The sequence below is a fragment of the Microlunatus endophyticus genome, assembly GCF_014646195.1.
GTDB classification, from domain to species: domain Bacteria; phylum Actinomycetota; class Actinomycetes; order Propionibacteriales; family Propionibacteriaceae; genus Microlunatus; species Microlunatus endophyticus.
Window position 1 is genome coordinate 1 of sequence record NZ_BMMZ01000021.1, and the last position, 26987, is coordinate 26987.

Genomic DNA, 26987 nt, shown 5'->3' on the forward strand with positions numbered 1-26987 from the left:
CCGCACGCGGCGGAGGCGACGACGAAGAGTCCGGCTGCCAGCTGCAGCACCAGCTTGCGTCCGAACAGGTCGCCGAACTTGCCCGCCAGGACGGTGGCGACGGTGTCGGCCAGCAGATACGACGAGACAACCCACGATAAGTGCCCCGCTCCCCCGACATCAACAACGATCGACGGCAACGCCGTCGACACGATCGTCTGGTCCAAGGCCGACAACAGCATGCCCAGCATCACGGTGACGAAGATCAGATTGATCTGCCGCCTGCCCAGCTCTCCACTCACCGGGACCTGCTCAGCCACCTCTACTGCAGCCAATTCCTTCACCTTCTGGATTCGGGTACATCTGTTGACCTGCTCGTCCATACAGTTGCACCCAAAGTGGTCTCCTGTACAGCACTTAGCTGCTATGTGGTCAGTAGGCGATCAGACGGGACGTCAGCCTATAGCTAGGTACAGTTGGTGCGCGGCACCATACGGGTCCCACCCAGTCCTGTGAGACCCACGATCCGGACAGGGTCATTCGTCGAGATGTTTGAGCGTTATGAGTGGGCAAGAACCTGCAAGGCGATGACCAGGAGTGCAAGTAACGCCAATATTCCCAGCAGAATCGGGCGTTGCCACCACGGAAGATCGACACGTCGGACTGCGCTCCACGCAAGGAATACCAACGCAAGCACGAGTGCGATCGTGGAAGCGAGGAGCGCAGCACCCACATCCCAATCCGTCACCGCAGCAATACCAAGAAACAGAAAAGGCAGCACAACGGCAGGAAGTGCACCAAAGCTTGCGCGAACGGCGTGAACGAATTCTGCCCGTGTCATAAGTCGTCCATGCGACACGATATGAGCGATCGCATCCGCCGTGAAAACTGCCAGCACGGTGCCGACGAGCGTAACAGCCAAAGTAAGCAGCGCGCCCTCGGCGCTGATGTGTCCATGCGTCCACGTTGCCAAGGTGACGGCCAAGGTGGCGAAGATGAGATATACGCCTTCCTTGAGAGTCGCAGCTCTCTCGGCTGGGCTAAATATTGGCCGACCTCGGTGCGACAGGTGACGCTTCTCTGAGGTCGCGCGAGACGCCGAGCTCATGATTCGATGGCGCTTCTGTCACGGCGGCGGATTAAGCCGGCAGTCGTGACCCCCCAGCTAGCCCACTGCGTGTCAGGTAGCTCTGACTGGACGGATCTCGGGAGCACGTCATCTCCAATCTCTGGCCCGTAAATCTCTGGCCCGTAAGTTGTTGCCCAAGGCTCTTCGACCGCTGAACGATCGGCGCGAGTTGCGGCCGACGATACGACGGCGGTGACATCGACTGGACGTGCCAGAGCCGTTTGTTTCTGGTCGCAGGGCCTCCGAGCGTGGCCTGAATCGTAGCGATCCCAGCGGTTGAAAGGTTGCTGTAGCTCCTGGGATCTACCTGATTGCCTGGAGTCGCCGGGCGGCATTTGCTGCAGGACTCGTGGCTGACCACACCGACTGAGGTCGGTGTCGCGATCTGGAGGTGCTCAACGGCGTTGCCGGTGCCGCTCAGACAGTTCCGCAATTCCGCTGCCGTGCGTGCGTGCGCTCGGGGCTCGTTTGCACCGCGGTACGACTGGGAACCAGACGACCTGGCCGCGGGCCCGGTAGCTCCCGATCTCGAAACCGTTGGCGCGACCCCAAGACCCAGCTTCGGCCCCGGACATGATCAACTCCGAAACGAGCTAGCCAAAGAACTGGACCGACTGCGCGCGCAACCGCAGACTGAGGCCGGCCCGCAAGCCGTTCCTCCTGCGGGGCAGTGTCAGCTGGTGCCGAACACGTCTCGGGTCACGCTCACCCACATGCCCGGAAGTCTCGCTCGGTGAAATGCCCGATAGAGGGGTGCTAACTGCGACGATGTTGCTAGTTGTCTGCGGTTTTATCTGGATCTATGCCCTGATGTGGCATAAATCTGGATAGACTCCGAGACATGCAGCATGAGTTGAACCCGTACACGCCCGGCTCCGGTTTGGCCCCGCCGGCGCTGGTAGGACGGGATGCGGAGATTGTGGCGTTCGACCAGCTGCGGATCCGAGTCCGGAAGCAGGTGCCGACCGTCGGCCGTCCTCTGATCTTGTCCGGATTCCGTGGTGTTGGCAAGACCGCGCTGCTCAACCAGCTCCGCAACCTGGCCGATCAGCATGATTGGCTGACCATCGCACTCGAGGCCCAGACCACGGGCGAGGGCCGGGCCAGTGTCCGGACCCAGCTCGGGAGAGAGCTCACCGCGGCGATCCGCAGGTTCAGCGTCAAGAACCGGGTCGGTGATGCCGCCCAGCGGCTGCTGGCCATGGTCGGTGACTTCTCCATCTCGGTCGCCGGGATCGAGGTCGCACGCAACCAGCCCGCAGGTGAGATCCGCCGGGCGGCCAGCGGTTCCCTGGACATCGATGTCCAGGAGCTGGTCGACGACATCAGCGATGAAGTCGCTGCGAAACAACGCGGTTTCGCGATCTTCGTCGACGAAATGCAAGACCTCGACGATGACCTCCTCGCCGCCTTGATCACCGCGCAACATCGCAGCCAGCAGCGCACCGCCCCGTTCTACCTCGTCGGAGCCGGACTGCCGTCGCTGCCGTCGACGTTGACGGCGAGCCGTTCCTACGCCGAACGGCTGTTCAACTACCGCCGCATCGGTCCCCTCGACCATCAGACTGCTGCCCAGGCCCTGGTCGAGCCGGCCCGACGTATGGGGGCCGACTACAGCAGCGAGGCGCTGGATCTGCTCATCGAGGCCAGCCACGGCTACCCCTACTTCCTGCAAGAGTACGGTGCCTCGATCTGGGACCTGGCCGCAGTCAGCACCTTCACGGTGTCCGACGCGAAAGCAGCAATCGAGGTCGGTCAGGCTCAACTTGACGCTGGCTTCTACCCTGGGCGCTGGGACCGCGCCACTGGGACCGAACGCCGCTACATGATTGCCATGGCAGGCCTTCCCGATCCTGAACCCATGACCCGGGCCATCGCCGACCATCTCGAGACGACGCTCAGCTCGGTCAGCGGCATCCGAGACGAGTTGATCAAGAAGGGCCTGATCTACTCCCCCGAACGTGGCCGTGTCGCATTCACCGTTCCCGGCATGTCCGAATACATCCGTCGCCAGACAGACCCTGAGAACCCTGGTCACGCGGGACGACCCCGACATGCTGGACCATGATCAACACCGGTCCGGTTGCCCGCGATTCCATTGATTATCGCAGGCAATACGAGACGCGATTTCCGCAGACCCTGACTGATCTGAGTTCTGGACTTAAGCGTCGGTGATCAGAGGATCACGGAAGTTCACTCGGCGCCAGATGAGGGTTGCGCTCACGCCGTACTCGGCTGCCAGCTCCCGGTATGTTTCGCCGGCCTCGTGGCGGTCGTGCAGCTCATCGTCGGATACCGGTAGCTGCTGGCGCGGTCTGAGTCTCGTGCTTTCGACGCCCTGGCGCCGCAGCTGTCGGCGGATCGTGCGCGGGTGGACGTCGCATTCGGCCGCAAGCTCGCTCACCGTCTTGCCCGCCTCGTACCCAGTCGCCAGAGTCGTTAGTTCGTCTTTCCGCGGACGCGATGGCAATGTGGGCGTCTGGGTTGCTTTGGCGTAGCGGCGTTGGAGTGTCGAGGTCGGGATGCCGGAGATCGCTGAGATCTCGGTCCAGGCCAGGCCGAGGTTGTCTCGGAGCTGAATGATGGCGACGTCGTGTTCTGGATCGAGCTGATCCGCCGGTCGTCGTTCGACGTCCTCTTCGGTGAGTGCTCGTCGTACGAGCGCCCGTGAGACGTGGTGCTTGGCGGCCACTGCTCTGATGGAGTTTCCGGCCCGGTAGTCAGCGGCTAGCGGTGCGGTTGGTTTGCGCGGCCGCCCTCGAGTCATGGGTGTCGTCCCGCTGTGATCGGCGAGAACTGAATCACTGGCATCATCAAAGGACTATGGCGTCCTGCGATGATCGCGAGTTCACCGGCGTACAGCTGATCGTCGCCCAGCTCGTGGAGCCGCCGATCATCGAGCCACTGCAGCGGCTGCTCGACCTGGTCGATGACCCGTGGCTGGTCAAACAGACGGCGATGGCCTGGGCCGATGTGCGCGGACTGGACGGTTTGGCCGCGGCGATCGAGCGGACGGTGCCGCCGGCGCCGGATACGGGCTATTCGGCGGTGCTCAACCAGCCTCACCGGCTGCTCGTCTACGCACGCTGGCATTGGGCGGGCGTGAACATCATGGCTGATCTGCACCTGATCTAGTCCGATCTAATCCCGGCCCTCGCGCCGGCCCTCGGTTTGCCGTTCGCCGGTCCGGGGTCGGCGCGTTCTTGCTGCGCGACTGCTGTTGTGGCGTTTCCCAGAGCCTTGTTGTGCATCGAGGATTCGTCGGTTCAGGAGGGTCTCGCTGCTCGCGCCGCTGGTCTTCAGCCCGTAGTACATCGAGCCCACACTGATGCCGAGCTTGGCGGCGATGTCGCGAGCTTTGACTCCGGCGGATCGCATCTCGGTGGCCTGTTGGAGCTTTCGGGGGTCGTTCCACCAGCGATTGGTGTAGGCGAGTCCTAGAACCTTCTGCCGGCCGCCCTGATTGTTTTGTTGCAGCTCGCGCAGCGCGTTGACCACTGGTGCGAGGTCGGGCATATCGCGCACCGGGATCGCGCCTCCGCCTCGGGCGAAGATGACTCTCTCTGCGCCCTGCTCGGCGTCGGTGGCCGGCGTCCGCGGTTCGGCGTCGAACATCCGGGCCGCTCGCTCTGCGGCAGTGCCGGAGGCGACAGGCTGGCCGATGTTGAGCTCGAGGTCGGTGGGCGGATTCTGGTGCATGAGCCGGCTTTGCAGGTATGGCGGTAGTCGGCCGAACGAGGTCATCGCAAGCTTCGACTCTTCTACCTCCCTGCCAGGACCGCCGTAGCCCTCGATTCGCAGCCAGCGGACGCGCTGTTGGGTGCGCTGGTTCACCCACCACCACGAGGCGTATTCACGCCAGGTCCGTTCGCCGGGCAGGCCGATCGGGTCCCCGTCTTGGTACAGGAGTCTCGCCTGGTTGTCGGCAAGGCAACTCCCGACGCGGTCCACTTCGGTAGGCGTCACCGGTGCCGTCGGGACATCCAGAACTTTCGGGCCGATCATTGCCCGGAATGATCGTGCGTACCACTGTGCCGTGATCGCTGGACGGAGCTGCCGGTCGGCTGGTTTCGGGAGGGGGAAGAGTCTGTTGATCCGTGCGTTCAGCGCTGCTTCGAGGAGTTGGCCGCGTGCGACTGCTGTCTTCCGGGCAAGGATTCGGGCGTCCTGGGCGAGGGCTGTGATCACGCCGACGGTGACGGCGTGGTGCACACGGGTCTGTTCCATCACGGTGGCGAGTGCCCGGCCGGCCTGCTTCCCGTTGATCGTTTGGACGGTGCCGGCGACAGGTTCGGCCAGGTGCTGTTCGAAGGCGTACAGGTACCAGGCCTGGAGTGCGCGGCGAGTCTGCGGATTCCGGGCGTGCTGAGGCCATAGCTCGCTGAATCTGGCGACTGCGATTGACCGCGCACCGTATTGCAGGCGTACGGCGACCTCGTTCGCCTCGGCTGTTGCGAACTCTGACACCTCATGGGCGTAGATGCGGGCGCGTTCCGCGGACAGGTCTGGCACTACGGCTCCTGGCGCAGCGCAGTCATGTCCAGGCCGATGTCGGCGAGGATTTCATCGTCGCTGGCCGCCTCGGACAGTCGCGCGATGGCCTCGGCTTTTGCCGTGCGGGCTTTCGCCGCGTCCGCCTCGTACATCTCCATCATGCGGAGAAAGTCTGCGTTGGTCGGCGCGGGCAGATCATCTCCGCTCGGATCAGCGTCCAGCGGCTCGTTCAGCGCTTCGTCGTTCGGGGGTTCGCTTGAGTCGTGTTCAGTCATCTTTGCCTCACTGTTCTCTCGCGTCGCTAGCCGACATCGTGCGGTCGTGGGGTTCAGTCGGCGGCCGTATCTGATTCCGTTGGTGTGTCAGGCGCGCTCCGCCGGCGCTTGGTGCGTTGTCCCCTCTTCGGGTCTCGGAATCCGATCTTGCGGAGCTCGGCCGCCGTCCAGCCGGCGCTCAGTGCTTCGCTGTAGCGGCGGGCGTTTTCCTTCTGGGCGGCGGCGACCAGCTCGTCGCCCTCGCGCTTGGCCTGTGCCACCTTCTCGGTGCTGGCTTGTTGTTGTGCGGTGACGTCCTGTTGCGCCTCGGCCAGGCGTCGTACGGCGTCGATGCGTCGTTCCTCTGCTTGGCGGGCGCGAGCGACCGCATCTTCGATCGTTAGTTCAGGTGCCATGGGGGCACGGTATCCACCGTTGGTGCCTTTGAGGCGGTTCTGTGGAGAACGTTTCTCGGTCGGTGGACGATGGGTGCGTGTTTGTCGCGGCGGAGCCGCGACGTCGTTGCGTGTCCGCACCGACGTGCCTTCGGCAATCGGACGTCCGCGTGGAGCAAGCTATAGAGTTAGCCGTGCTAACTCGGTGCGATCCTCGACATCTGTCTCCGGTTCGGGCACACTGGGTGCATATCCGACCGTTGGTCGGGACGCTGCGCTTGGCGGAGAAAGGGGCGACGTTCTGATGGTTGACGACACAGCGGATGGTCCGCGTCGTCGGCTGTTCGGGCGTACCCGTCGAGAGAACGTTGAGGGTGGCCGTGTTGGCCGCCACGAGGTGAAAGTCAGCGCCGAGGAAGAGGCGGAACTTCAGCGGCTGGCCGGCGAACAGAACATCGGCGTCGTCCGACTCCTGGTCGAGTCAGCGCTCGCTTCCGGTCGTGACTCTTCCCCCTCACAGGAACGTGAAGAACGACGCGAATTGCTCGCTGAGCTGTTCGCGATCCATCGACTGTTGGGAAGCATTGCCCGCAATGTCAACCAGGTCACTCGGGCGATCAACGCCACCCACGAAGTCCAGCCCGAACTTGTCGCAACGCTAGACAGCGTGCACCGAATCGGACAGCGCATCGACGCTGCGGTGGACGGGCTCGATCACGGCTCGGAATGGCTGTCCGAACTGTCGGCAGCGCGAGCCTCGCTGGAGTCGGTCGAGGCCGGCGATGACATCGGCCGCACACTCCAATCGGTTCGAGTTTGTGCGGATCGGATGACAGGGATCTTGGACGGTGTGGCGTGATTCCCAACGTCACCCGCGGCGGTCGGATGGCCGGCCTTCTGTCCTATCTGACCGACACCGACCCGACCCATCTGCGCAAGGGCAAGCTGCGCAACGATCACGAGGATCCGCACCTGGTTGGCGGGGACGACTGGCTGATGGCCTGGTACAGCAACGGCCAGCTGTCCCACGATGATGCGATGGCGATCGCCCGCCACCTCGACCGACCACGCAAGCGCCACGGCGTCGACGTCCTGGCCGCAGTATCCGAACGCCAGGCGGTCGGCAGGGACGATGACGGGCAGCGGATCTTCCGCAACGTGAAGGTCAGGGACAAGCCAGCTCACGTCTGGCACTGTTCGCTGTCGCTGCCCATCGAGGACGGCCTATTGTCCGACGAACGGTGGGAAGAAATCGCCCACCAGTTCGTCACCCGGATGGGACTGGTCAAAGGTGATCAAAGCGATGACGACATGGCCGGCTCATCGCGCTGGACCGCGATCCGACACGGGATCAGCGAGAACGGCAACGACCACATCCATGTGGTCGTCCAGATGGTCCAAGACGACGGTGTCAAAGTCAACATCCACAACGACTACGTACGCGCTCAATCCGTGTGCCGGCAGCTCGAACGTGAGTACGGGCTGACATCGCTGGAATCGGCCCGCGCCGGGGTTGGCTACGACCCCGGCGAGCGAGAAGCCGCCGCCCGCCGGAAAGCGTGGGCGCGGCACCGCAACCAGCAGGAGCAGGCCGCCCGACGTGGGCAACAACTCCCCGACTGGGACGACCTTCCAGTCGAAGATCGCCAGGCGCGCATCCAGGAGCAGCTGCGCCGGCTCAAGTCGCCCAAAGACGGTCTGGAACGCACCATCCGTGCGGCTGCGACAGCCAGCCAGACCGAGGCCGAGTTCGTCCGCCGCGTCCGGCAGTCAGGTGCGCTGATTTCCCCGCACTTCGTCGCCGGCCGCAACGACGTGATCAACGGCTACCGCGTCGCCGAACGCCCCGACGACGGCGGTCGCCCCATCTGGCACGGCGGCAAGGACCTGGCCGCCGACCTGAGCCTCCCCCGGCTCCGCGAACAATGGCCCGACAGCCCCCAGGACGCGCTCGACGCCGCCGGAGAATGGCGTGCCGCGAAGCTCGGTCGCCCACCTGTCGGCCGTGGTCGTGAAGACCTCGACCGGCCCTGGACGCCCGCTGACCAAGCACGCCTTCAGCAGCTGGCCAACCAGGCCGAACTGCTCTCGCCAGAACAGACCGAAGAATGGGCCCGACTGGCCCGCTACACCAGCGGCGTCTTCGCCGCATGGGAACGCCGACTCACACACCAACTCGACAACCAGACCGACCCTGATCCTCAACTCGACCAGCTCCGGAGCCGGTTGGGACGGGCAGCTGATGAGCTCGGCCGGTCGGCCAGACTCCACCGACGAGCCCAGCGGCCTAACCCAGCTCGCACACGTGCCGTGATCCTGACCTCCGCCGCTGCCTTCCTATCGATCCATGGGGCGAACCGGAGTGGGTTGGTCGGGCAAGCTGTCCTCCTAGCGGAGCTGATGCGGCTTACTACAGCCATCGCGCGAGCCGCCGAAGTCGCCGGCGACGCACGACACGCATCCGCCCTGCTCAAGCTGAAGACGCTGCAGTTGGAACAGCCATACGCAGCTGCTCAGCCAAGGATTACCGGAGCAACCGCGCCGGCCCCGGTCGACAACCTGTCCCCCGCCGCGAAGGCTGGAACGACTTCGGCACTGCCACCAGAGCTCGAACAGGTCCAGCGCCAAATGCGACCACAACGCGGCAGCGGATCCCGACCTGCCCGCGGCACACCTCAACGCGAGCGACCAGCACGAGACCGGCGCCACAGCCCGGAGGCCGGCCGAGACTCGGGGCGCGAGGGCCAGAGCCGGTAATTTGGGCCGATAAAGCTGTCGTCCACAAACAACGTTTGTCAGGCCTCGCGCAGGGCCTGCTTACTCATCGTTCCTCAGGTAGTCCCGCCGCGGCGCGGATATGGCAGATACTTGATGATTTCCGGCCGCCTTGAGTGAAGTGCACTCCCGCCGCAGCTGAAGCTCTGTCGGGAGCGTTGCAGGTCCACTCGTGAGTCAACGATTTTTCCGTTGCTTCGGCGCACGTCTCAGTCACAGATCCTTCCAGAGCTTGGATTAGCAGATCATGCACGATTTCTCTTCTTTCATCCAAGCTCGTGTCTTCACCGACGAAGCCTTCGTCCCATCCAGCCTGACCTACGGTGACGCTGAGATAACTCGGATCGCCGAAGCTGAAAGTAATCGGGCAACATCCCTTGCCGTCAGGACCGCGGTCCGATCGTCGTCGGCAAAGTGACGTCCCTGAAGGGCATCGTCGCTTGCCATCCCTACTCCTGAAACGATCGGTCCGTCCCCAACGGGTCCACGGCTCCACCGGTTCGAGATCAAGCCAGGCTGCCCGCACTGCGAAGGTCAGACGGGACGCTAGCTCGGGTTGCCAAACAGATATCCGCGTATCAATCCGGCAATGAATGCCGCCACGAGTAAGGCGCGGGAGAGGTACCAGATAGTTAGGAAGGGTATTTGCGGAATTTTGGCCCTTTGGGCAACAGAGCGAATTTTTCCCGGATCGAATGGATGGAAGAAATCGGGCGCCAACCTTGCGTGCGCCGGGGGAATCTTCTCCCAGCCTTTAGTTGCTTCTCGACCGCGTGCGGAAGTAGCAATCGTCAAACCCAAACCGAGCGCTCCGCTCACGAAAAATACGGCGCTACCTTGTGGCGCGATGACCATGAGCCAGACGAACAGCGCAAAAGGTAACGGCCCGATCGCGGCAGCCGCTGCCACAATCCTCGATGTTGCTGAAATCTGACCGTCCTGCGTAGGCCCAGCTGAAGAATTACCCGAGTCGGGCAGCCGACCCGATCGGACTGATGTTGATTCCAAGTGGTAACGGCGACTCCTGAGAACATCAAATACATTGTATCCAATGCACCACAAAACGGCGACCGAAACAACGATCGAGACCAGAACGTGGCCCTGTCTTAGACCTGCGAATCCAACTCCTAGCACACTCAGCGTTAGTACGGTAACACAGAACGTGAATACTCTCGGGTGCCGGAGAGCCCAGGCAGCTAGCGCCGAAAGACGCGGATTCCTTGTGCTCATCATGTTGATTTCACCAAAGCCGCTTCCTCGATCTCCATATTACACCTCCCCCGCCAAGACCCCCGGAGAAGCCGACTCCAACTCCGCCCCCCAACGCCACCCCATATCTTGAAAAAGTCCCCCTGCCTTTCATTCCGGATGCAACAGTTCCACATACAATGCGATAGCAGCCGGTGAGGTTACCGCCAACCCTTGACTTGGGATTCGGATATCCAGGGGTCCAGGTTGCGTATGCTCCTGCTCGACTCCACCCGCGGGGGTTCCTGTTCCGTCCGTGCCCATAGCCGATACCGCCGTAGAGAGTCGGGCGTCCGCCATAGGTTGAGAAGCCGTACTGCGCGTAGCCGAATCCAAAGGATGCACCGGCACTCACAGTTCCGGAGCGTGAAAGGTTACACAGCGGACTGACTGCGCATGCGTACTTGTACCTGTTCCTTTTCAGATGCCTCTTGAATCGGCGCCACCATTGACCATTGAGGTCTTGCTGATTGATGGGATCGTTGGGGTATGCGTACGCCGTATCCCCGCCACCAAAAACTGGGTCCGTGCTGGTGAACAGTCCGGTTGCCGTGTTGTAGACGCGGGCTCCCATCAGAGTGAGACCAAGCTGGGACGTTGAGCGCTGATGTCCTCCGAGCCACCCATAGTCGATGCTGGCCGTGTTTCCGGTGTTGCCGGTAGCTTCCGAGTCTGTTTGGCCGTATTCGGTGTACGTGCTCCAGCTGTCGATGCCTGTTGCCGGGTCGGCGCCTGGTCCGTTCATGGTTGAGGAGAGTGTGACGGTTGTTGCGATGTCTCCGCGAGGAGTGTCTAGCGCAAGTTGTGTTGTGGTGGTGGCGCCTGTGGTGGCGATGGTGAGTCCGAGGTCGCCGTCGATGAGTTCGTTGTAGCGGGTGCTGGTGGTCGTGCCGCCGACTGTTTCGTCGCTCCATGTTGGGTTGTCGGAGTCGTCGGTGTAGTGGCGGGTGAGGGTTGTTGTGCCGGTGCCGGTTTGGTCGGTTGCGATGAGTCGTCGTTGGGCTCCGTCGAGGGTGTAGCTGGTTTGGGTGCCGCCGGATCCGAGGGTGCCTTGGCTGATGGTGTGGATGGCGTCGGTGTCGTAGTAGCCGAGGCTGATATCACCGTCGGTTGGTGTGGTGGTGTCGGCTGCTGGGATGGTGGTTTGGCGGCCGAGCTGGTCGTAGACGTAGGTGCCGGTTCCGTTGGCGCCGGTGGTGGGCCGGTCGGCGGTGTCGTAGGCACGGGTGGTGCTGCTGCCACCTGTGGTGGTGCAGGTGCCGTCGGTAGCTGCCGGGATGCTGGTCTGGCTGGTGCGGTTGCCGTTGGCGTCAAAGGTGTAGGTGCGGGTTTGGCACGGGGCGAGGCCGGTGTCGGTGTCGGGTGTTCCGGTTTGGTCTTGGACTTGGGTGAGCCTGCCGGCTTGGTCGTAGGTGTAGTTGAGGCTGCCGGTCTGTCCGCTGTCGGTAGTGCTATCGGTGGTGCCGTCGGGTGTGGTTTCGCTGGTGATTTGGCCTTGGGTGTTGTGGGTGGTGTCCCAGCCGAGCCACGGCTGATCCGCGGCTGGGTTGCCGGTGTCGGGGTCGATGCCTTGACCGTTGATGGCGAGGTTGGTCTGGTCGCCGGCAAGATCGGTGGTGGTGCGGCGGATCAGGTTGCCGGGGAGTTTCTCGAGGGTGAGGTCGCCGGCGGGGTCGTAGGCGCCGGTTGAGGTGTATTCGGTTCCGCCGGTGGTTTTGACTTTGACGGCGGTGACCAGGCCGCGGTGTTCGGCTGCGCCGTTGGCGTCGGTGCCGTCGTAGGTGTAGCTGGTTTGGCCGTTGTTGTCGACGACCGTGGCGATGTTGCCGGCGGTGTTGTAGGTGGTCGTGGCCGCGTCGGGGGTTTGTCCGGCTGGGGTGTTGGTGTAGGTGAGTTGGCGTCCCCAGTTGTCGTAGGTCATCGCCGTGTCACCGGCCGACGACGTCGTCCCCGTGACCTGCCCGGTGGCCGTGTCGTAGCTGGTAGTGGTGTCGGGCACCGGGGTGGAGCTGGACAGTCCGGTGACGGCTAGGTGCACGGTGGTCGGCCGGTCCTGGGCGTTGTAGCTGGTGGTCGTGGTCGACGTCACCGAGCCGGACGTCTTGACCTCGGTCGCGGTTTGCAGATCCCACGTGTAGCCGGTGGTTTTGGTGACGGGCATGGTCTGCCCGGCGGGTTGGGCTGCCGGTCCGACCTGACAGATCATGCCGGCCCATTCGGGTTTGCTCGTGCAGCCGGTGGTGCCGGTGCTGGCTGCGGTGTAGTAGGCGGTGACCCGGGTGCCGGCGTCGGTCCCGCTGGATTTGGGTTGCCGGGTTTCGATGGTGCGCCCGCGTGCGTCATAGCGGGTGGTGGTCGTGATGTCACCGCTGGTGACGGTCCCGGACAAGTCCATGTCGGTCGTTGTGGTGGTGGCCTGTCCGAGGTCCCAGCCGGATGTGTCACCAGCGATGACTGGGGCGTAGCCGGTCAGGGTGATCGATAGTGGCTTCCCGTTCCCGGTGGGATCGATGGTGCCGTCGGTAGTTTCGGCGGTCTGGATTTCCTCGGTGGGTAGCCGGTAGGGCTGGCTGGTGTTGGGGTTGATCCCGGAGTTGGGTGCGCCTTGGTCATAGTTGGTGTGGGTGTGGAGCCGCAGCGGCTGAATGCTGCCGTCACTGGCGGTCACGTCGTGGACCGGCCCGTAGGTGTCGGTCACGAGGGTGCCGGCCGGCGTGACTACATCACCGGCGGTGTTGGTGATGTCGTTGTTGTAGATGGTGACGGTTGCGGTGTCGGTGGAGCCGGTGATGTCGGGGTCGATCGCGTTCTGGGCGCGGATGTCGGCGATGGCTCGTTCGTCCCAGGTGTGGATGATGTTGCCGTTGGTGTCGTAGTCCTGGGCGGTGAGTTGCCAGTCTCCTGCGCCGTAGTTGGCGGTGTTGATTGTGTAGCCCTGGTCGTCGGTGAACTGCAGGTTTGCGTATTGCCAGTTGGTGGATCCGGTGGCGGGTGCTGCCGAGATCGGTTTGTCTTGGCCGAAGACGGCGGCGGCCCAGGTGGGTGTGGCGGCCTGGTCCCATTTTGCGGTTTCGGTGGTCATGTCGGGCAGGCCGGGCACGGTGCCGGACAGGGGCACGTTGTACACGTATGCGGCGATCTGTGCCGTACCGCCGCCGGCTGAGGACGGGTTGGGGCGGGTGACTTTGAAGAGTCGGTTGTTGGCGTAGACGAATGTGTAGGCGGCCTGGCCGGGCGGCGTGTAGGTCGCTAGCCGGAGCCCGGTACCGGTACCTGTCCAGGTGTAGCTGGTGGTCAGCCCGGTCCGCTCGTCGGTCTGGGAGATGAGTTGCCCGGCGGTGTTGTATTTGTAGCTGGCCAGTGTCCGGTCAGCGTCGGTGTTGACCTGGGCGGTGATCTTGCTGACCTGGCCGGCGAAATCTCCGGGCGTGCTGGAGGTGGCGGTGGTCGCGGTGGCATAGCTGATCCTGAGTACCCGGCAGCCTGCTGACGGTGTTCCGGGAACGCAGCTGGTCACTCCGTCGGGGAGGGCGGCGATGATCGCGGTGACCCGGCCGACGGAGTCGTAGTTGTAGGTGGTGGTGCTGCTGGTGGCGGGTTCACGGACGTCGACGGTGCGGAACAGCGCTTCTTGGCCGGTGGCTGGGGCTGCTGTTACTTGGAACTTGGTGATGGTCCCGTCATCACTCTTCAACTGCAGCACCGTTGACGCTCCACTGCCGGTGATGGTCATAGCGGTGCCGGACTCGCTGGTGTCGGCGTCGGCCGGCACCCAGGTCCCGGTTGGGATCGTGGCTCCGGTGCGTCGTGCACCCGGGGTTGTTCCGGGGGTGAGGTAGGTCAGCAGGTTGCCGTCGGCGTCGGCGACTGAGATTGAGCCGTCGACGAAGCTGTTGTCCCAGATCTCCGCGCCGCCTGCGCCCGAGTCGGCGCCGTCGAATGATGCGGTCCAGCCGGGACCGAAGACCCGGTTCTGGATTCCGTTGGCGGGGCCGGAGAACGAGTTGTGGGTTCTGGACACCGACAGGCTCCCGTCGGGTGTCGCCAGGTCGGCGTCGCTGTCGGCGACCGACAGTTCACCAGTCCACAGCCCGACTGTGCCCGGTCCGGCGTCGGCCTGCGGGAAGCCGTCGCCGAAGGCGTGTGGGACCCGCTGGATCCGGGCCGACCCGGTGCATTGGGTGCCGGTGTCATAGGTGAGGCAGACGCGGAGGTCGAGCAGCGTCGCGGTGCGGTCGGCCACCGTGATCCCGGAGCCGTCTGCTTGCCCAACCAGCACGCTGGTGTCAAATGTCGCGGTCGCCTGGGTGGCGCCACTGGCCTGGCTCAGTGTGAAGGTGGTCCCGGCCGGGGCGTCCGTCCAGCCGGCACTGCCGGTGGCTCCCGACACCCGCCACTGCATCTTCGCTGTCACCGCGGTCGAGCCGCCCTGCGGCGGGCCGGAGGCGACGATCGCAACGGTGTCGGTGGTAGTCACTTGTGGGCTGTTCTTCGGCGTGACCAGGGACGCGGTCCCCCAGCCTGCCTGGAACACTGCCTCGCTGGAAGACAGGCCGGCAGGGTTGATCGCATACGCGCTGATCTTGTGGCCACCGGAAGTGGAAGGAATGCTGGCAGTGGTCTTGGCTGTCGAGGTAGAAGACGATTGGGTGATCGCGGTCGAGGTGTAAGCCTTGCCATCGACCGACCACTTGATCGTCGACGGAGCGGAGAAACCGGTCCCGGCGGCGGTGATCGTGCAGGTCGTCGTCGTGGACGGGCCAGTGCTGGTCCAGGAGTTGTTCGTCAAGCCCGGGCAGCTGATCACCGGCTTGGCCGGAACGACTGTGGCGATCCGCAGCTGCCGGGCCGCGGACATAGGCCCGTTGGCGCCGGTGCTGTCTTCGGACTTGGCCCGGATCCACACTGTGCTGTTGGCCGGCAATGCGGCACCCAACGAGCAGCTGGACGAGGTGCCGGCCGCCACATAGCTGCCGCCGGCACAGCTGGAAATCTTGTCGGCCTCATCGGTGGTGCTGGAATTGTCGAAGGCGAAGAACCGGCCCCGCATCACATCACCATCAGCGTCGGTGGCCATCACCGCCGTCACCTGTGGAGTGGCGTCGGAGGTGTAGTAATAGCTCGAGGTCCCAGTACCTCCAGGGGCGTAGGACCGCCACGGCGATGCCGTCGGCGTCGCGGTCGAACCCGGCGGACGGCTGTAAGACCACCGCAGCACCGGCGGATGAGTCGTCTCCGAAGAGTCGAACTCCTTCCAGTTCGACGCGTCGGTCTCATCATCAGCGCGCAGCAGAATCCCCCGCGGATTGGTGCTGCTGTGCGACCACATCTGCAACTGACTGGTCATATCGATCTTCATCGTCCCGTTCGGACAAGCCGACTGATAGCCCTTCGACTGCGTCGAGCTGCCGTACTTATCCGACACCCAAGGCTGATTAGTCCACCGGGTCGCGGTGGTACCGACGCCAGCATTCCAGGACGACCACGACCGGGCCGCGCAACTCCGCGTATACGTCCCATACAAACTCAAGGAGGCCGACGTGATCGACTTGTCCTGGATCGCGGTAGTCGAGAAAGCCATATAGGTGCGCGCCACCCGGTCCGGGGATTGGCCGTTGTTCCCGAACTTCAACGTGTCATCCGACGAATGATCACCATCCCAATCCTGTTCGACGAACGCGTCATAGATCGGCTGCGCCGAAGCCGCCACATAGGTCGGATCGATCGTGATCGGGAACACCCGAGCCGGATCATCCAACCAGGCCTGATCCGGAATGACCGCCAGACCAAGATCACCAGCAGCATCCCCCTTCGACGGGACCGCGTCGCCGCTGGCATCAGTGACCGTCAACTCAGCCGGAGCCACCTCCGTCGGGTCCACCCCACTCGAATCAGTGGCCTGATCAGTACTAGAAGCATCCCAAACAGCTGGTGTGGCCAGCTTTCCCAGCACATCGGCCTTGTCATCAACGAACGCGACGCTCCCGTCGGCGCGCGGTGAGGCAGACAGATCCCTCGACGTGGTCAGATCCGTGGCCAAACCTAAATCGCCGCCCGGCTGCTTGTCCAGCAACCGATCCAACCCGTCGCGGTTCTTCGCGATCCAAAACGTCTCAAAGCCAGTCGGGCGGACCTCGACCTTCACATCCACACCCGGCAGCACATCCGCATAGGTAGCGGTATCACCGTCCAGAGCTGGTGTTGGCAAGGTGCCGTCGACACCCGCACCCAAGATCATCTTATTTCCGTCAGCAACGGTCGTGATCAACTTCGACGCATCATCACCCGCCCCGGCCAACACCACCTTCGCCGGTGCGGCCTTCGGAGACACCGTGCCATCAGAGTTGCGCTGCAAGGTGAGATCGATGTCCCGCCAGCCATCAGTCCTGGTGGCGGTCGAGTCCTTGAACCGGACGGGTCCCCCAGTCATCTCCGACGACAACGTCCCATCCGGGTTCGCCCACGTCCGCGACGTCTCCGACCGGTCGGCCAAGACCTCTACCCGCTTGCCCGACGCGCGCGCCGTCACCGCCGCCGACACCAGATCCGGACGAACAAGCCCGTCGCCGGTCGGCTCCACCCATGAACCATCCGAACCCGAGTCCGGCGACGGCGACTGGGACGGCGTCGGATCAGTCGTCGGATCAGCCTTCGCCACCGGCATCGGAGCCGCGGACACGACTAAACCCAGACTGAGCAGACCGACCAAGCCCACCAACGACGTCCGCCATCCTCTACCGGATCTGGGAGACCGTTTTTGGGCGTGGAAAGCTACAGCCACGACAACTCCACGAAAGGCCCGAGCCTCTACAAGCGGAGGCTGTCGGGCCAAAAGCTACATAGCCCCCTCACAGCAAAACCCAAGTACCACATTCCGTTATCTAACCGTGATCTTCCGCGCTGTCCAGGCTCAGGAAGTGCGTCTCCGGCACTTCGGTAACTCCTCCGCGCTACGAAGAGAATTTGTATCAGTGCTATCTAAGGCTGGGTATCCTCAGCTATTTCTCAGGAGATCAAAGTGATGGCGCGCTAGACCCACTGAATCGGAGTTCTCATGCGGTCCTGCCGCCTTCGTCGGGATCGGCGCCGAGTTCTCATCGGCCCTGTTGTTGGCGTTCGTATGTTCGGCTGATTGCCGTTCTGCGGTTGGTACGTGCTCGTGGGTGGTGAGTGGGGCTGCCGTGTTTGTCGACGATGGTGGTTGCTGGCTGGGCTTGTGATGCATCGGCGCGGATCCTTTCGTCCGCGACCTCCGCTTCGACTCCGCCCTCGGTCAGAGCGTGGTGCATCTCGAGTCGGCGCCTGGCGCTGTCGTACAGGCGGGCAGCTTCCGGGTGCCGTACGGCAGCATGGTGTTCCTCGGCTGCGGCATGTGCCAGGGCGACCTGAGCTGCTTCTGGTGTCGCGACTTCGTCGGCCTCCTGGCGGGCGGCCGCGGCAGCGTCCTCGGCCTGGTTCACTTCAGCCTGGGTGAGTTGGGCACGAACCAGTTCGTCTCGCGCCAGCCGGTCGTCTTCCTCCGCCATGGTGTGGTCGACGCGGTTTGGTGTGGAGCGTCCTGTGCCCTGTTGTCGGCCATCAGCGTGCTCTGGCTGGGTCGTCGCCGCGCGTATCTTCTCCAAGGCTGCGATGCGCGCGTCGAGGGCGTCGGCGGATGCTTCGTTCTGACGGGCTCGTGCACGATTGCGCCGCTCGGTGAGTTCAGCGATCCGCCGGGCGATCTGGCTGACGGTTGCGACACCGGCTCGGATTTGAGCTTCCAGGACCTCGTCGATGCCGTCCGATTCGAGTGCCATGATCATTCTCCTTTGCCGGGTGCTTGCCCGGTGGTGACTTGCTGGGGTCGGTGTGCTGCTTGGGCTTGGTTGTGTGCTGCTCGGAGGTGGGGTTTGCTGGCGGGGTACGCGGCCTGGTGGCGACTGATCGTCGCCGCAAGCTCCGATTCCTGGTCGGTCGTGTCGGGTCGGCTTGGAGTGACGGCTGACTCGAGGCCCGCGGTATTAGTACCGCGGGCGAATGGTTCCCCCAGGCGGTCACCGTTGGCCTCTTCTCGCTCGGTGATTGCTTCGAGGACGAGGTCGGCGAAGTCGCCACCATTGATGGGTGCAAGGGCATCGGCGGCATATCCGGCGGCAAGTCCTTGGGTCGCTGCCGTGGGTTCGCGCGCGATGATCTTGGCCACGGCTCGACCGGCGTCGACACGCAGGAACGCGTTCAGCGCGAGATCGTCGTGATTCCATCGGCTCAGCTCCTGGTCGATCACGTCGCGGACCAGCGGTTGATCATGGGCGGACCGAAGGGCCGCTGCCAGCGCGAGCGCTCCCCCGGATCGCAGCACGTCGCCGGGATCCATGCCGTCGGGATAGTGAAGCACCCCGGTGTTGATCCCACGCCTGCTGGCCATCTCATGCAGCTGGTTGGCGCTGTGGGTGCCGGCCGGGTCGGCGTCGAGTCCGTACAGGAGCAGGTCGGGCCGATTGTTCGGCGGCCAGCCTTCAAGCCCGTCGAGGTGGGCTTCGGTGATTGCCGTCCCGCACACGGCCAGCGGTCGGTATTGCCCCGGTAGGTACTGGTTGGCCTCGATGACGGCGAGGGCGTCCATAGGGCCTTCGACGAGGACAGGCACCCCAGATTTGCTGCCCGAGGGGTCGTACAGGGTTTCCCGCTTGTGATAGATCGCTGACTCGGGTGAGTTCAGGTATTTCGGGCCCGCGGTGCGATCGCTGTCGCGGTCCGGATTGCGTCGGCCGACGAACCCGTTCTCGGTCCGGAATATGGCGCGATCGCGGAACCGGTCGATGAGCCCGAATTTCCCTTCCCTCGATAGGCCGGCGGCCAGCAGCTCCTGGTCGGAGAATCCTTTGCCCCGTAGGTGATCGGTCAGGCCCGTCCAACCGGCGGGCGCGTACCCGACGCGGCCGTACCAGGTGTCGCGCCCGATGCCGCGGTCCTGCATCAGCTGCGGCACCCACGAATGGTCCACCTGGCTCGTGTAGAACGCTTCCGCTTCGTTGACCGCGTCCAACAAGGCGGGCACGCTGCCCTCACTCGTGCCGACCTCGGGCAGCTCACGAGCTAACGTCTGCTTGATGGTTCCGGTCACGGCGACTGCGACGTCGCTGTGTTCGCCGACGAGGCCGCGGAGTGCGTCGGCGCCGCTGCGTTCGGATCGTAGGTCGCGATTTTCCAGGACGGCGTAGTCGATGTTTCCGGTGGCGCGATCGGCGTGGATCTCGTGCCGGTTCCCGTTGGCCTCGATCCACGTCAGGGTCGCTTTCTGCGGTCCCAAGTCGATGCCCGCCCAGGTGACTGGCTGGTCGGCGGCTGCCGCGATCTTCTCGACGGCTGCGATGGTGCGGTTTAGTTCCCTGGCCGCTCGGGCTTGCTCGTACTGCTGCTGTGTGATCATTGCTGCTCCTAGTGCTCGTCGTGATCCTCGACGGTGTTCTGGTCGTTGAGTTCGCGGACGTCGGGAAACATCCCTTTGGGTGGTGGGGCGTACGGCAGCGGATCGCCTTTTTCGTTCTGGTTCTCGGGTTTGGTGGCGACGCGCGCGAAGGGTCCCTGGTCGGACATCAAGATCGGCATGTGGTGATCGCAGTGGTCGCGCCACCACACGCTCATTCCGGTGGCTTCGTCCAGGCGGAGTTCTTCCCAGGCCCGCCAGAGCGATTCCAGGCGGGAGGTTGCCTCGCCGGATCGCCACCATTCGGCCGACCAGTACCGGTTTCGGCCGTCGCAGTGGCGTCGGTAGGTCCAGCGCAGCCATTCCCGCATCCACTCGTCGACGCTGCCGTAGTACAGCTCCGGTGCGGGTTCTTCGGGATCGTCCTCGGTGTTGAGTTGGCCGTCGAGCTGGTCAGTGATGGCCGCGCCGGCCGCTGCTGTTGCTCGTTCACGGAGCCGCTCGCGGACGTCGTCGGTGATGGCCTCTTTCACCGCTTGGTTGGAGACTGCGGCGACTTCCGATTCAACGGCTCGCCGTACGCCGGCGTCCACGAGGCTCGTGGCGAGAGAGCCGATGTCAATGCCGAATGCCTTTCCTGCAAGGGATTCGCGGCTTTCAGCCGTCGTGCCTGTGATGGTGGCGGTCATGATGCATGCTCCAGTTCGCCGGTGAGGTGAGCGATGGTCTGTTCGGCGTCGTTCAACGTCTGTGGGGCTCGCGGATCGTGCGCGGCGATCGAGGCTTTGATCTGCGGGGCGTGCTGGCTGGTCATCCACGGCTGGGTCCGGATCAGGGTGGGCCGGGATCCGGAGCCGATGACCAGGGCGCGGCCTTTAGGCATGGCGCCCAGGTCGGCGACGTCGAGGATCCGTTCCCGCTGCAGCTGCTGGGACACGGTGCGCTGTCCCCTGTTCGTCGACGTCGAGGAGGCGATGCGGTCGAAGTCTCCGACCAGGCGGGACAGGTCTTCGAGGAATTGGGTTTCGGCGACACCGCCGCCATAAACCTTGATGTTGGCGGCGCTCCAGAGTTTCTTCATCCCGGACTCGCCCCAAACGTCGACGCCTTGGGACCAGGACTGCAGGATCGTCATCAGCACGATGCCGCGGGAGCCGTAGTGGCTGTAGAGGTCGGGAAGGTCGCGCCACCGGCAGACGTTGGCGGCTTCGTCGAGGACCGCCAGCAGTGGCATCTGCAAGCGGCCGCCGGCCGAGGTGGCGGCGAGCTCCTCGGCGGCCTCGACGACCGCGACCGTTAGTGCGGTGACCAGTGGGCCGGCGGTCCCCCGGCCTTCCCGGGAGAGCGAGTAGAGCGTGTCGGTGCTGCGGACGAAGTCGTGCGGGTTGAAGTGTGGGCGTTCGGGTCGGGCCAGATCGGAGTGGGTCGGGTCGGGGGTGACCCAGCGGGCGACGGCCCTGTTGGTCAGGCAGGACGCCATCTGTTGGGCGGTGCCGTAGATGCCGCCGCGTTGCTTGTCCGGGGCGTTGATCACCCCGGATACCTGGTCGGCGGTAAGGAGGAAGTCGTGCTTGCGGAGGATCTCGATCGGCTCGTCGTCGTTGGGGTTGGTTAGCCAGGTGTAGGTCTGGGTGATCGGCCGGCCGGCCAACGCGGCGGCGAGGAGGAGGCCGGCGAGGAGGTCTTGGCCGGCGGGGTCGAAGAAGGCGTCGGTGCGGGCGCCGACGTCTCGGCTGCCGGAGGCGAAGTGGTCGGCCAGCCGGGCTGCTTTGACTTCGTCGGTGACGTAGCTGAGCGGGTTCCACCACCAGCTGGGGTCTTCGTTGGCGATCTGTTGTGGGTCGAAGATCCAGACGCGGCCGGTCTTGGCGCGGACGTCGCGGGTTGCGTCGACCACGTCGCGTTTGTTCGAGGTGCCCACGACTGCACCGGGTGCGTCGACGATCGCGGGGATGGCCCGGCTGGTGGTCTTTCCGGTGCGGGGTCCCCAGATGTCGATCTGGACGTCTTCCCAGGAGCCGTACAGCTCGGTGCCACCGGACAGTGCACCGCCCATTCCGCTGGCTAGGGTGCGGCCGATCGGTACGCCGGGTGAGGTGGTGACGCCCAGCCGGTGGGCGGTTGCTGTGGCATTGCGCCGGTTCATTGCGGCGATGTCGCGGCCGCGGCCCATGTACTGCGAGGCGCGGTCGACCCGGGTTCGCTGGCCTGTGAGTTGTCGCCACAACAATGTTCCGCCGACGGTTGCGGCTGCGAGAGCCACGATCAGGCCGATCAGCACTCCGGTACCCGACTGCGGCCAGGCCACGGTGCCACGGATCAGGCCGGCGCCGATCTCGAACGGGTTGCTCGGCACATCGGGATGGGTGCCGTCGATGGCGTTGCCGACGCGCACCACCACGTCGATCCCGCCGATCACCACGGCGACGGTGATGATGCCGACCCATAGCAAGATCACTTCACTGGACAGTCCGCCTGGCCCGGTACGGCGATTGTTGGCACTCATCGCCCGGCCCCATCCGTGTCGTCGAGTCGGCCGGTGCGGCTTTGTTCTCGCCAGCGGGCGTTGGTGTCGTGGATCGAGCGTTCGATGGTGGTCAGTTGTACCCGGACCGGGATCCCTGGTCGGCCGCCGACTTTCACCAGGAACTTGCCTCGGCCTGGCGGCTCGGCCTCTCGGTTGTTGATCGGATCCCATGCGGGTGGGTCTTGCCAGCTGGTGAGCATGTTCTGCTCGGCGGTTGACATCGGTACCACCGTGGTCAGCTGCGGCATCTCCGCTGACGGCAGACCACCGCAGATCACCATGCCTGACCGTTCGACGAAGCCCTTGGCTTTCATCCGATCTTCCTCACTCGGTAGCGCGAGGAGATCACTCATGGTGTGGCTGATCATCGCCATCCCGACCCCGCGCTGCCGGTTCAACCGAGTCAGCGCATCGACCCGGTCGACCATCCCGCGGCCGGCGCGCAGCGCACGCCACAACTCGTCCAAGATCACGAAGTAGTGCCGCCTGGGCTCGAGGCCGGCGTCGGCGAGGGCGTTGGCGACATTCACCGTGCCGAAGCCGGCGGACCAGCAGGCCAACAGTGTCGCGGCCTGTCGATCCATTTCCGAGTCGTCGATCGATGACACGTCATAGACCACCGGAGCGTCGCGGCGCATCGGATTGGTGGTCGGTTGAGCGAAGGTCTCCCCGAGCCGGCCACCGGAGACCAGTCCGATCAGCGACGCCTCGAGGTTCTCGGTGATTTCCTTGTACCGCTGGTCACTGCCCCGATCCAACGCGACCGCGCGCACACCGTCTGGGGCCTCCTGGATCACCTGCAGCAGGTCTCCGAGGACCGGGATACCGTCATGGCGGTCGTCGAGGATTCGCAGCGCCCGATCGATGATCGTTTCCTCGCGATCGGTGGGTGGAGCGGCTCGCACGATCGTTAGCAGGGCTGACACGATCGTTGTTCGGCGGCCGTGGGCGTCGGCCAGCACTTCGCCGGCTTCTCGGTGGTGACCGGCTGCGCGCAGCTTCTCGGCCGCGCTGACGGCTTCGCCCGGGTCGAGCACGTTCAGGTGGCCCCGGCCACGCCCTAGCGGGATCACCTGACCGCCCAGCGCTTCGATCATCGCCACATAGTCGGGACGTAGGTCTCCGAGGACCAGCGGCATCACTCCGTAGCCGGCCAGACCGGTCGCCATCCGCACCACGGTGGTCGACTTGCCCAGCCCTGGCTTGCCGAGGACGAACACGCTGGGATTGCTGATCAAGTTCGCCCGTTGGAACCACGAGATCGGGTCACAGCACAAGGTGGCGCCGGTGGTGATGTTCCGACCGAGGGGAACGCCCACCATCGGGGTCCCGGCACCGATCGCGTACGGCCACAACCCGCAGACCTGCTTGGTGGTACCGCGCCACTCCTGCGGCGCCTGGACCACCTGTGCGGCACCGCGGCCGCGGCCCAGCCAGCCACGCATCGTTGGTCGCAGCGGCCGGAACGTCGACCCTTCGGCCATCGGGCTCGGATCGTGCATTACGCCGGTCCGGCGGCCCGCCTTCCTGCTTTTCCCGTTCATAGTTTGTCCTTCAGCTCGGCCGGAACTTTGAGGTGTTTCGACAGCACCAGCCCGAGCGGAAGGGCGGCAGCGAACGCACTGTCTTGGCTGCCGTAGACCGGCCGGATCCGCAACCTGGCTGTCGCGGACAGGCTGTCGATCGCGGCGCGGGCGTCGGCGGCCTTGGTGCGGTCGGTCACGGTTGCGGTGATCAACACGCCGAAGTTGACCAGGCCCGCACCGGACGCTTCTTCTGCTGCGGTGGCCTGGGCGGCACGGACCGCGACGACATCCCGCGCGGCAGGCTTCGCCGTCCCCGACATCCGGAACTGCGCTGCGTTCACGTCCGACTCGACGATGGCGGCCGCGCGGGCCGGGTCGATCGGCCGATACAGCAAGGTGATGCGCTTGCGGGCGATGTCGCGGTGCGGGGCCAGCAGGCGAGCCAACACGTTCGACTGCACGTGGCCACGGGGTGCACCGGTCATCGACCAGGTGCAGGAGAACGCCCCGTCGTGCCGGTAGCCGTCCCAGCTCGTCTCATGGGCGGTTGGGCCGACGTCGGGCCAGCCGAGGTCTGGTGTCTGGCCGAGGGCGTGCGCCTCGTCGATCAACCCTGCCGCGGCCGGATCGTAGGCGACCCGGATCGTCTCGCACAGTTCCTGGGCACCCATCGGCCGAGCCGCGCCTGCGCCGGTGGCCTGCAGGCCCGCGGTCAGGCCCGGCAGTCGCGACGCGAGGTCACGGCCGAGCTCGTCGGCGTCACGTCGCTTTCCGCCGGTGCGCGTCGTAGCCGAGAACGTGATCGTCACGTACGCCTTCACGGTCGACGATCCGGCCGGATACCGCTGCACGACCTCCCCCAGCATCTGCCGGGCAAAGGCCGGCGCCTGCGGGTCGGTGTTCAGCTCGACCTCACGCCGCAGCCGTGCCCCAGAATCCGGCGCGGTCTCCAAGGTCACCGCGGCAGCTTCGACGCCCGCCTCGTCGCCCAGATTGGCCAACCAGTGGCCCCACTGAGCGACCCACAGGTCGACCTGCTCCTGATTGACCAGCGCCGCACCATCCGGCTCAGTGGCGATCACCACTCCATACGAAGCGGTGGCCGGTGTGTACACCATCGCGAACGGACGCCCATAGGAGTCCGTGTGCTCACTCAGCCGGGTCGCCGCCGCGATCCCGGGCAGCTGGTAGGTGCCCCACAACGCCCGGCCGAGCGGACCAGACCGGTACAGATGCTGACCCTGGGCTCGGGTGGCCGACCAGCCGATCCGGGTTGAGATCCGGCTCACCAAACTCGCCCCGTGCGCGTCCCGCGTCACCAAAGCGAGGAAAACCACCAGCAGCCCGGCGGCGACGATCACGCCGCGCAACAGCCCGGCGACCATCACCACCACAACGGTGAAGATCATCGCGCCGAGCAGGAACGCGGTCCCCAACGACCCAAGCCCGAACAGCCCCGCCGACTGCGGCTTCCTCCAATTCCCGTACGTACGAGTGTTCGTGCGGTTGCTCGATGCAGTGTTGGACTCAATTGTCACCTGGACCATCTCCCTCGCCGGTTGTATCTGCCGCTACGCCCTTGGCCGTGTCATCGACCGCGTCGTAGACCTTCTTCGCCGCCTTGGCGCCTTCGATGGCGATCGCGGCCGGACCGGCCGCAGCCGCAGCTGCGGCAGTCGATCCCCCGGCCGCCGTAGAACCGGCCGCCGTAGAGCCAGCCGACGCAGATCCGGACGACGCAGCGGCCGCCCCCTCCGATGCACTGCCAGCTGTTGCATCGCCCGCTGATTCGGCTGCACCTCCTGCATCGGCGACCGTGGCCGAACCCGACCCCGGGATACCCACACCACTGCCGCCCTCGGCCGAGCCGCTGTCGACGTCAGCTCCTGGGTGGCCGCCCGCGCCGGCATCGCTGCCTGCGGGGCCTTCCCCAGGGCCGCCGTCGCTTGGTCCTTCACTGTCAGGCCCATTCCTCCCAGGCGGGCCGCCGCTGCCGGTATCAGCGCCCTGGTCAGCACCGGCTGTACTCGATCGACCGATACGGGAGGCGACCTCGATCGCACCGGACGCGGCAGCGCCCGCCAATGCCCCGGCGGCTGCTCCGCCGGCTCCGGCGCCGACGGCACTCACCATCGGAGTGACGAATTTCATCAGCGCTGGCAGCGCAAACGCAGCCAGAGCCATCAGGCACAAGCCCGACAGCACGCGGACGATGCCGGTCTTGTCACCGGCCGCGAACCCTGATGCGCCCACGAGACGGAACGCGGCCGCGTACACCACCGCTGCGGCCGGCTTGTACAGCATCAGGGCGACCGTCCAGGCGGTCAGCTTGCCGAACCAGTTCTTGCCCATCGCGGTGTTGGTCGCGGCACCGGCGGTCGGCAGGATCCCTGCCATCAGCACGAGCATCCCCGACCTGGCGACCAGCAACACGATCTGCATCAGGCCGACGAAGAACGCGATGACGCCGACGAAGATCACCACCAGCACCGCACCGCCCCGGAGTTTGCTCAGGGCGAGGATGGCCACGATGTTCTGGCCAAAGCAGGCGCTGTCCTGCACGTGGCAGTCCATCGACGCGTTGAGGATCCAGACGGCGAACGAATCCGACGCGGTGACCAGCAGGTTGATGATCGAAACACCGCACCCGATCACGACCAGCATCGTGATCAAGCTCGGGAGAAGTTCTTGGCCGGGTTCGGCCCGCATCGTCCAGGCCATCCGGATACCGGCGAAGATCACCGAGGCCGTCGCCACCGTGATCGTGATGTACCACAACGATCCCTGCAGGAAGGCCGCCGTGCTATCGACATGTGTCGGCCGGTGGCTCAGCAGCCGGGATGCGAGCGAGCCGCCACCGGCGATCAAGATCACCCCGCCCAGAACCCAGCCGATCTTGCCCACCTGCCCCATCGCCTCGCCCGCACGCATCCGTGACGCGATGATCGCCCCCAAGATCACCAGTGAGAGGATCGCCAGGACCAGGCCGATCCACTGGGCATACCCCAGCAGCGTCGTGAGATGACCGGCGTTCGGTGCGTGACCGAGATCGGTGACCGGACGGTCGCTGGAGTTCGACAGGCCCGGAGTCGGAATGCTCACCCACAGGCTGCCGATGGCCCCAATCAGTCGGCCTTCAGCCTCATTGACCGCATCAGCGAGATGCTGCAGCTGGTCGGCCAGAGCGCCCGAGATCGTGTTGCCGAGTTCGCAGGACGGCTGCCAGGGCTTGCACATGACTGGTGCCTTCTTTC

19 protein-coding genes are annotated in these 26987 nt (G+C 64.9%); 4 read left to right on the forward strand and 15 right to left on the reverse strand.

Features of this window, described 5'->3' with window-relative positions:
* Both IEY07_RS23390 and IEY07_RS23395 read right to left on the reverse strand, forming a co-directional pair.
* The coding region (locus tag IEY07_RS23390; RefSeq protein WP_188898487.1) for an MFS transporter at positions 1-362 on the reverse strand (362 nt) is incomplete at its 3' end.
* 176 nt (positions 363-538) lie between these two features.
* The gene (locus IEY07_RS23395; protein ID WP_229670597.1) at positions 539-964 is read right to left on the reverse strand and encodes a hypothetical protein; all 426 of its coding nucleotides are present in this window, start codon (positions 962-964) and stop codon (positions 539-541) included.
* 985 nt (positions 965-1949) lie between these two features.
* On the opposite strand from IEY07_RS23395, the gene IEY07_RS23400 reads away from it, so the two are divergent.
* On the forward strand, positions 1950-3176 hold the full coding sequence (locus IEY07_RS23400; protein WP_188898491.1) for an ATP-binding protein: 1227 nt from the start codon (positions 1950-1952) through the stop codon (positions 3174-3176).
* A 93-nt stretch (positions 3177-3269) separates the two neighbouring features.
* Here IEY07_RS23400 and IEY07_RS23405 read toward each other — a convergent pair whose 3' ends face one another.
* Positions 3270-3800 carry a helix-turn-helix domain-containing protein gene (locus IEY07_RS23405; protein WP_188898493.1) on the reverse strand — a complete coding sequence of 177 codons (531 nt, stop codon included), beginning with the start codon at positions 3798-3800 and terminating at the stop codon, positions 3270-3272.
* A gap of 131 nt (positions 3801-3931) precedes the next feature.
* Between IEY07_RS23405 and IEY07_RS23410 the strand changes: the two genes are divergently transcribed.
* A complete protein-coding gene (locus IEY07_RS23410) occupies positions 3932-4243 on the forward strand; it encodes a hypothetical protein (protein ID WP_188898495.1) in 312 nt (103 codons plus the stop codon).
* A 6-nt stretch (positions 4244-4249) separates the two neighbouring features.
* Here IEY07_RS23410 and IEY07_RS23415 read toward each other — a convergent pair whose 3' ends face one another.
* The 3 genes from IEY07_RS23415 to IEY07_RS23425 are packed head-to-tail and all read right to left on the reverse strand — an operon-like array spanning position 4250 to position 6272.
* Positions 4250-5620: a hypothetical protein gene (locus IEY07_RS23415; protein WP_188898497.1), complete on the reverse strand. Its 1371-nt coding sequence runs from the start codon at positions 5618-5620 to the stop codon at positions 4250-4252.
* The gene (locus IEY07_RS23420) at positions 5620-5877 is read right to left on the reverse strand and encodes a hypothetical protein (protein WP_188898499.1); all 258 of its coding nucleotides are present in this window, start codon (positions 5875-5877) and stop codon (positions 5620-5622) included. Before IEY07_RS23420 ends, IEY07_RS23415 begins: the two co-directional genes overlap by 1 nt.
* Before the next feature lie 53 nt (positions 5878-5930).
* Positions 5931-6272, reverse strand: coding sequence for a hypothetical protein (locus IEY07_RS23425; protein ID WP_188898501.1), 342 nt, complete (start codon positions 6270-6272; stop codon positions 5931-5933).
* A gap of 283 nt (positions 6273-6555) precedes the next feature.
* Here IEY07_RS23425 and IEY07_RS23430 point away from each other — a divergent pair, with 283 nt between their 5' ends.
* On the forward strand, positions 6556-7110 hold the full coding sequence (locus tag IEY07_RS23430; RefSeq protein WP_188898552.1) for a plasmid mobilization relaxosome protein MobC: 555 nt from the start codon (positions 6556-6558) through the stop codon (positions 7108-7110).
* Positions 7107-9008, forward strand: a complete 1902-nt coding sequence (locus IEY07_RS23435) for a relaxase/mobilization nuclease domain-containing protein (protein WP_229670599.1) — start codon at positions 7107-7109, stop codon at positions 9006-9008. The genes IEY07_RS23430 and IEY07_RS23435 overlap by 4 nt, the downstream gene beginning before the upstream one ends.
* Before the next feature lie 564 nt (positions 9009-9572).
* Here the strand turns inward: IEY07_RS23435 and IEY07_RS23440 are convergent.
* From IEY07_RS23440 to IEY07_RS23480, 9 genes are all read right to left on the reverse strand, one after another.
* On the reverse strand, positions 9573-9935 hold the full coding sequence (locus IEY07_RS23440) for a hypothetical protein (protein ID WP_188898505.1): 363 nt from the start codon (positions 9933-9935) through the stop codon (positions 9573-9575).
* Between the two features lie 331 nt (positions 9936-10266).
* Entirely contained in the window at positions 10267-16854 is a 6588-nt protein-coding gene (locus IEY07_RS23445) for an RHS repeat-associated core domain-containing protein (protein WP_188898507.1), read from the reverse strand.
* Positions 16855-17368: 514 nt separating this feature from the next.
* Positions 17369-18070 carry a hypothetical protein gene (locus IEY07_RS23450; RefSeq protein ID WP_188898509.1) on the reverse strand — a complete coding sequence of 234 codons (702 nt, stop codon included), beginning with the start codon at positions 18068-18070 and terminating at the stop codon, positions 17369-17371.
* Positions 18071-18072: 2 nt separating this feature from the next.
* Entirely contained in the window at positions 18073-19683 is a 1611-nt protein-coding gene (locus IEY07_RS23455; protein ID WP_188898511.1) for a toprim domain-containing protein, read from the reverse strand.
* A gap of 8 nt (positions 19684-19691) precedes the next feature.
* The gene (locus tag IEY07_RS23460; RefSeq protein WP_188898513.1) at positions 19692-20369 is read right to left on the reverse strand and encodes a DUF4913 domain-containing protein; all 678 of its coding nucleotides are present in this window, start codon (positions 20367-20369) and stop codon (positions 19692-19694) included.
* Positions 20366-22186, reverse strand: a complete 1821-nt coding sequence (locus IEY07_RS23465; RefSeq protein WP_188898515.1) for a type IV secretory system conjugative DNA transfer family protein — start codon at positions 22184-22186, stop codon at positions 20366-20368. Before IEY07_RS23465 ends, IEY07_RS23460 begins: the two co-directional genes overlap by 4 nt.
* Entirely contained in the window at positions 22183-23691 is a 1509-nt protein-coding gene (locus IEY07_RS23470; RefSeq protein ID WP_188898517.1) for a putative type IV secretion/conjugal transfer ATPase, read from the reverse strand. The genes IEY07_RS23465 and IEY07_RS23470 overlap by 4 nt, the downstream gene beginning before the upstream one ends.
* Positions 23692-23747: 56 nt before the next feature.
* Positions 23748-25271, reverse strand: a complete 1524-nt coding sequence (locus tag IEY07_RS23475; RefSeq protein WP_229670601.1) for an SCO6880 family protein — start codon at positions 25269-25271, stop codon at positions 23748-23750.
* The gene (locus tag IEY07_RS23480) at positions 25261-26970 is read right to left on the reverse strand and encodes a TrbL/VirB6 family protein (RefSeq protein WP_188898521.1); all 1710 of its coding nucleotides are present in this window, start codon (positions 26968-26970) and stop codon (positions 25261-25263) included. The genes IEY07_RS23475 and IEY07_RS23480 overlap by 11 nt, the downstream gene beginning before the upstream one ends.
* Positions 26971-26987 lie beyond the last annotated feature (17 nt).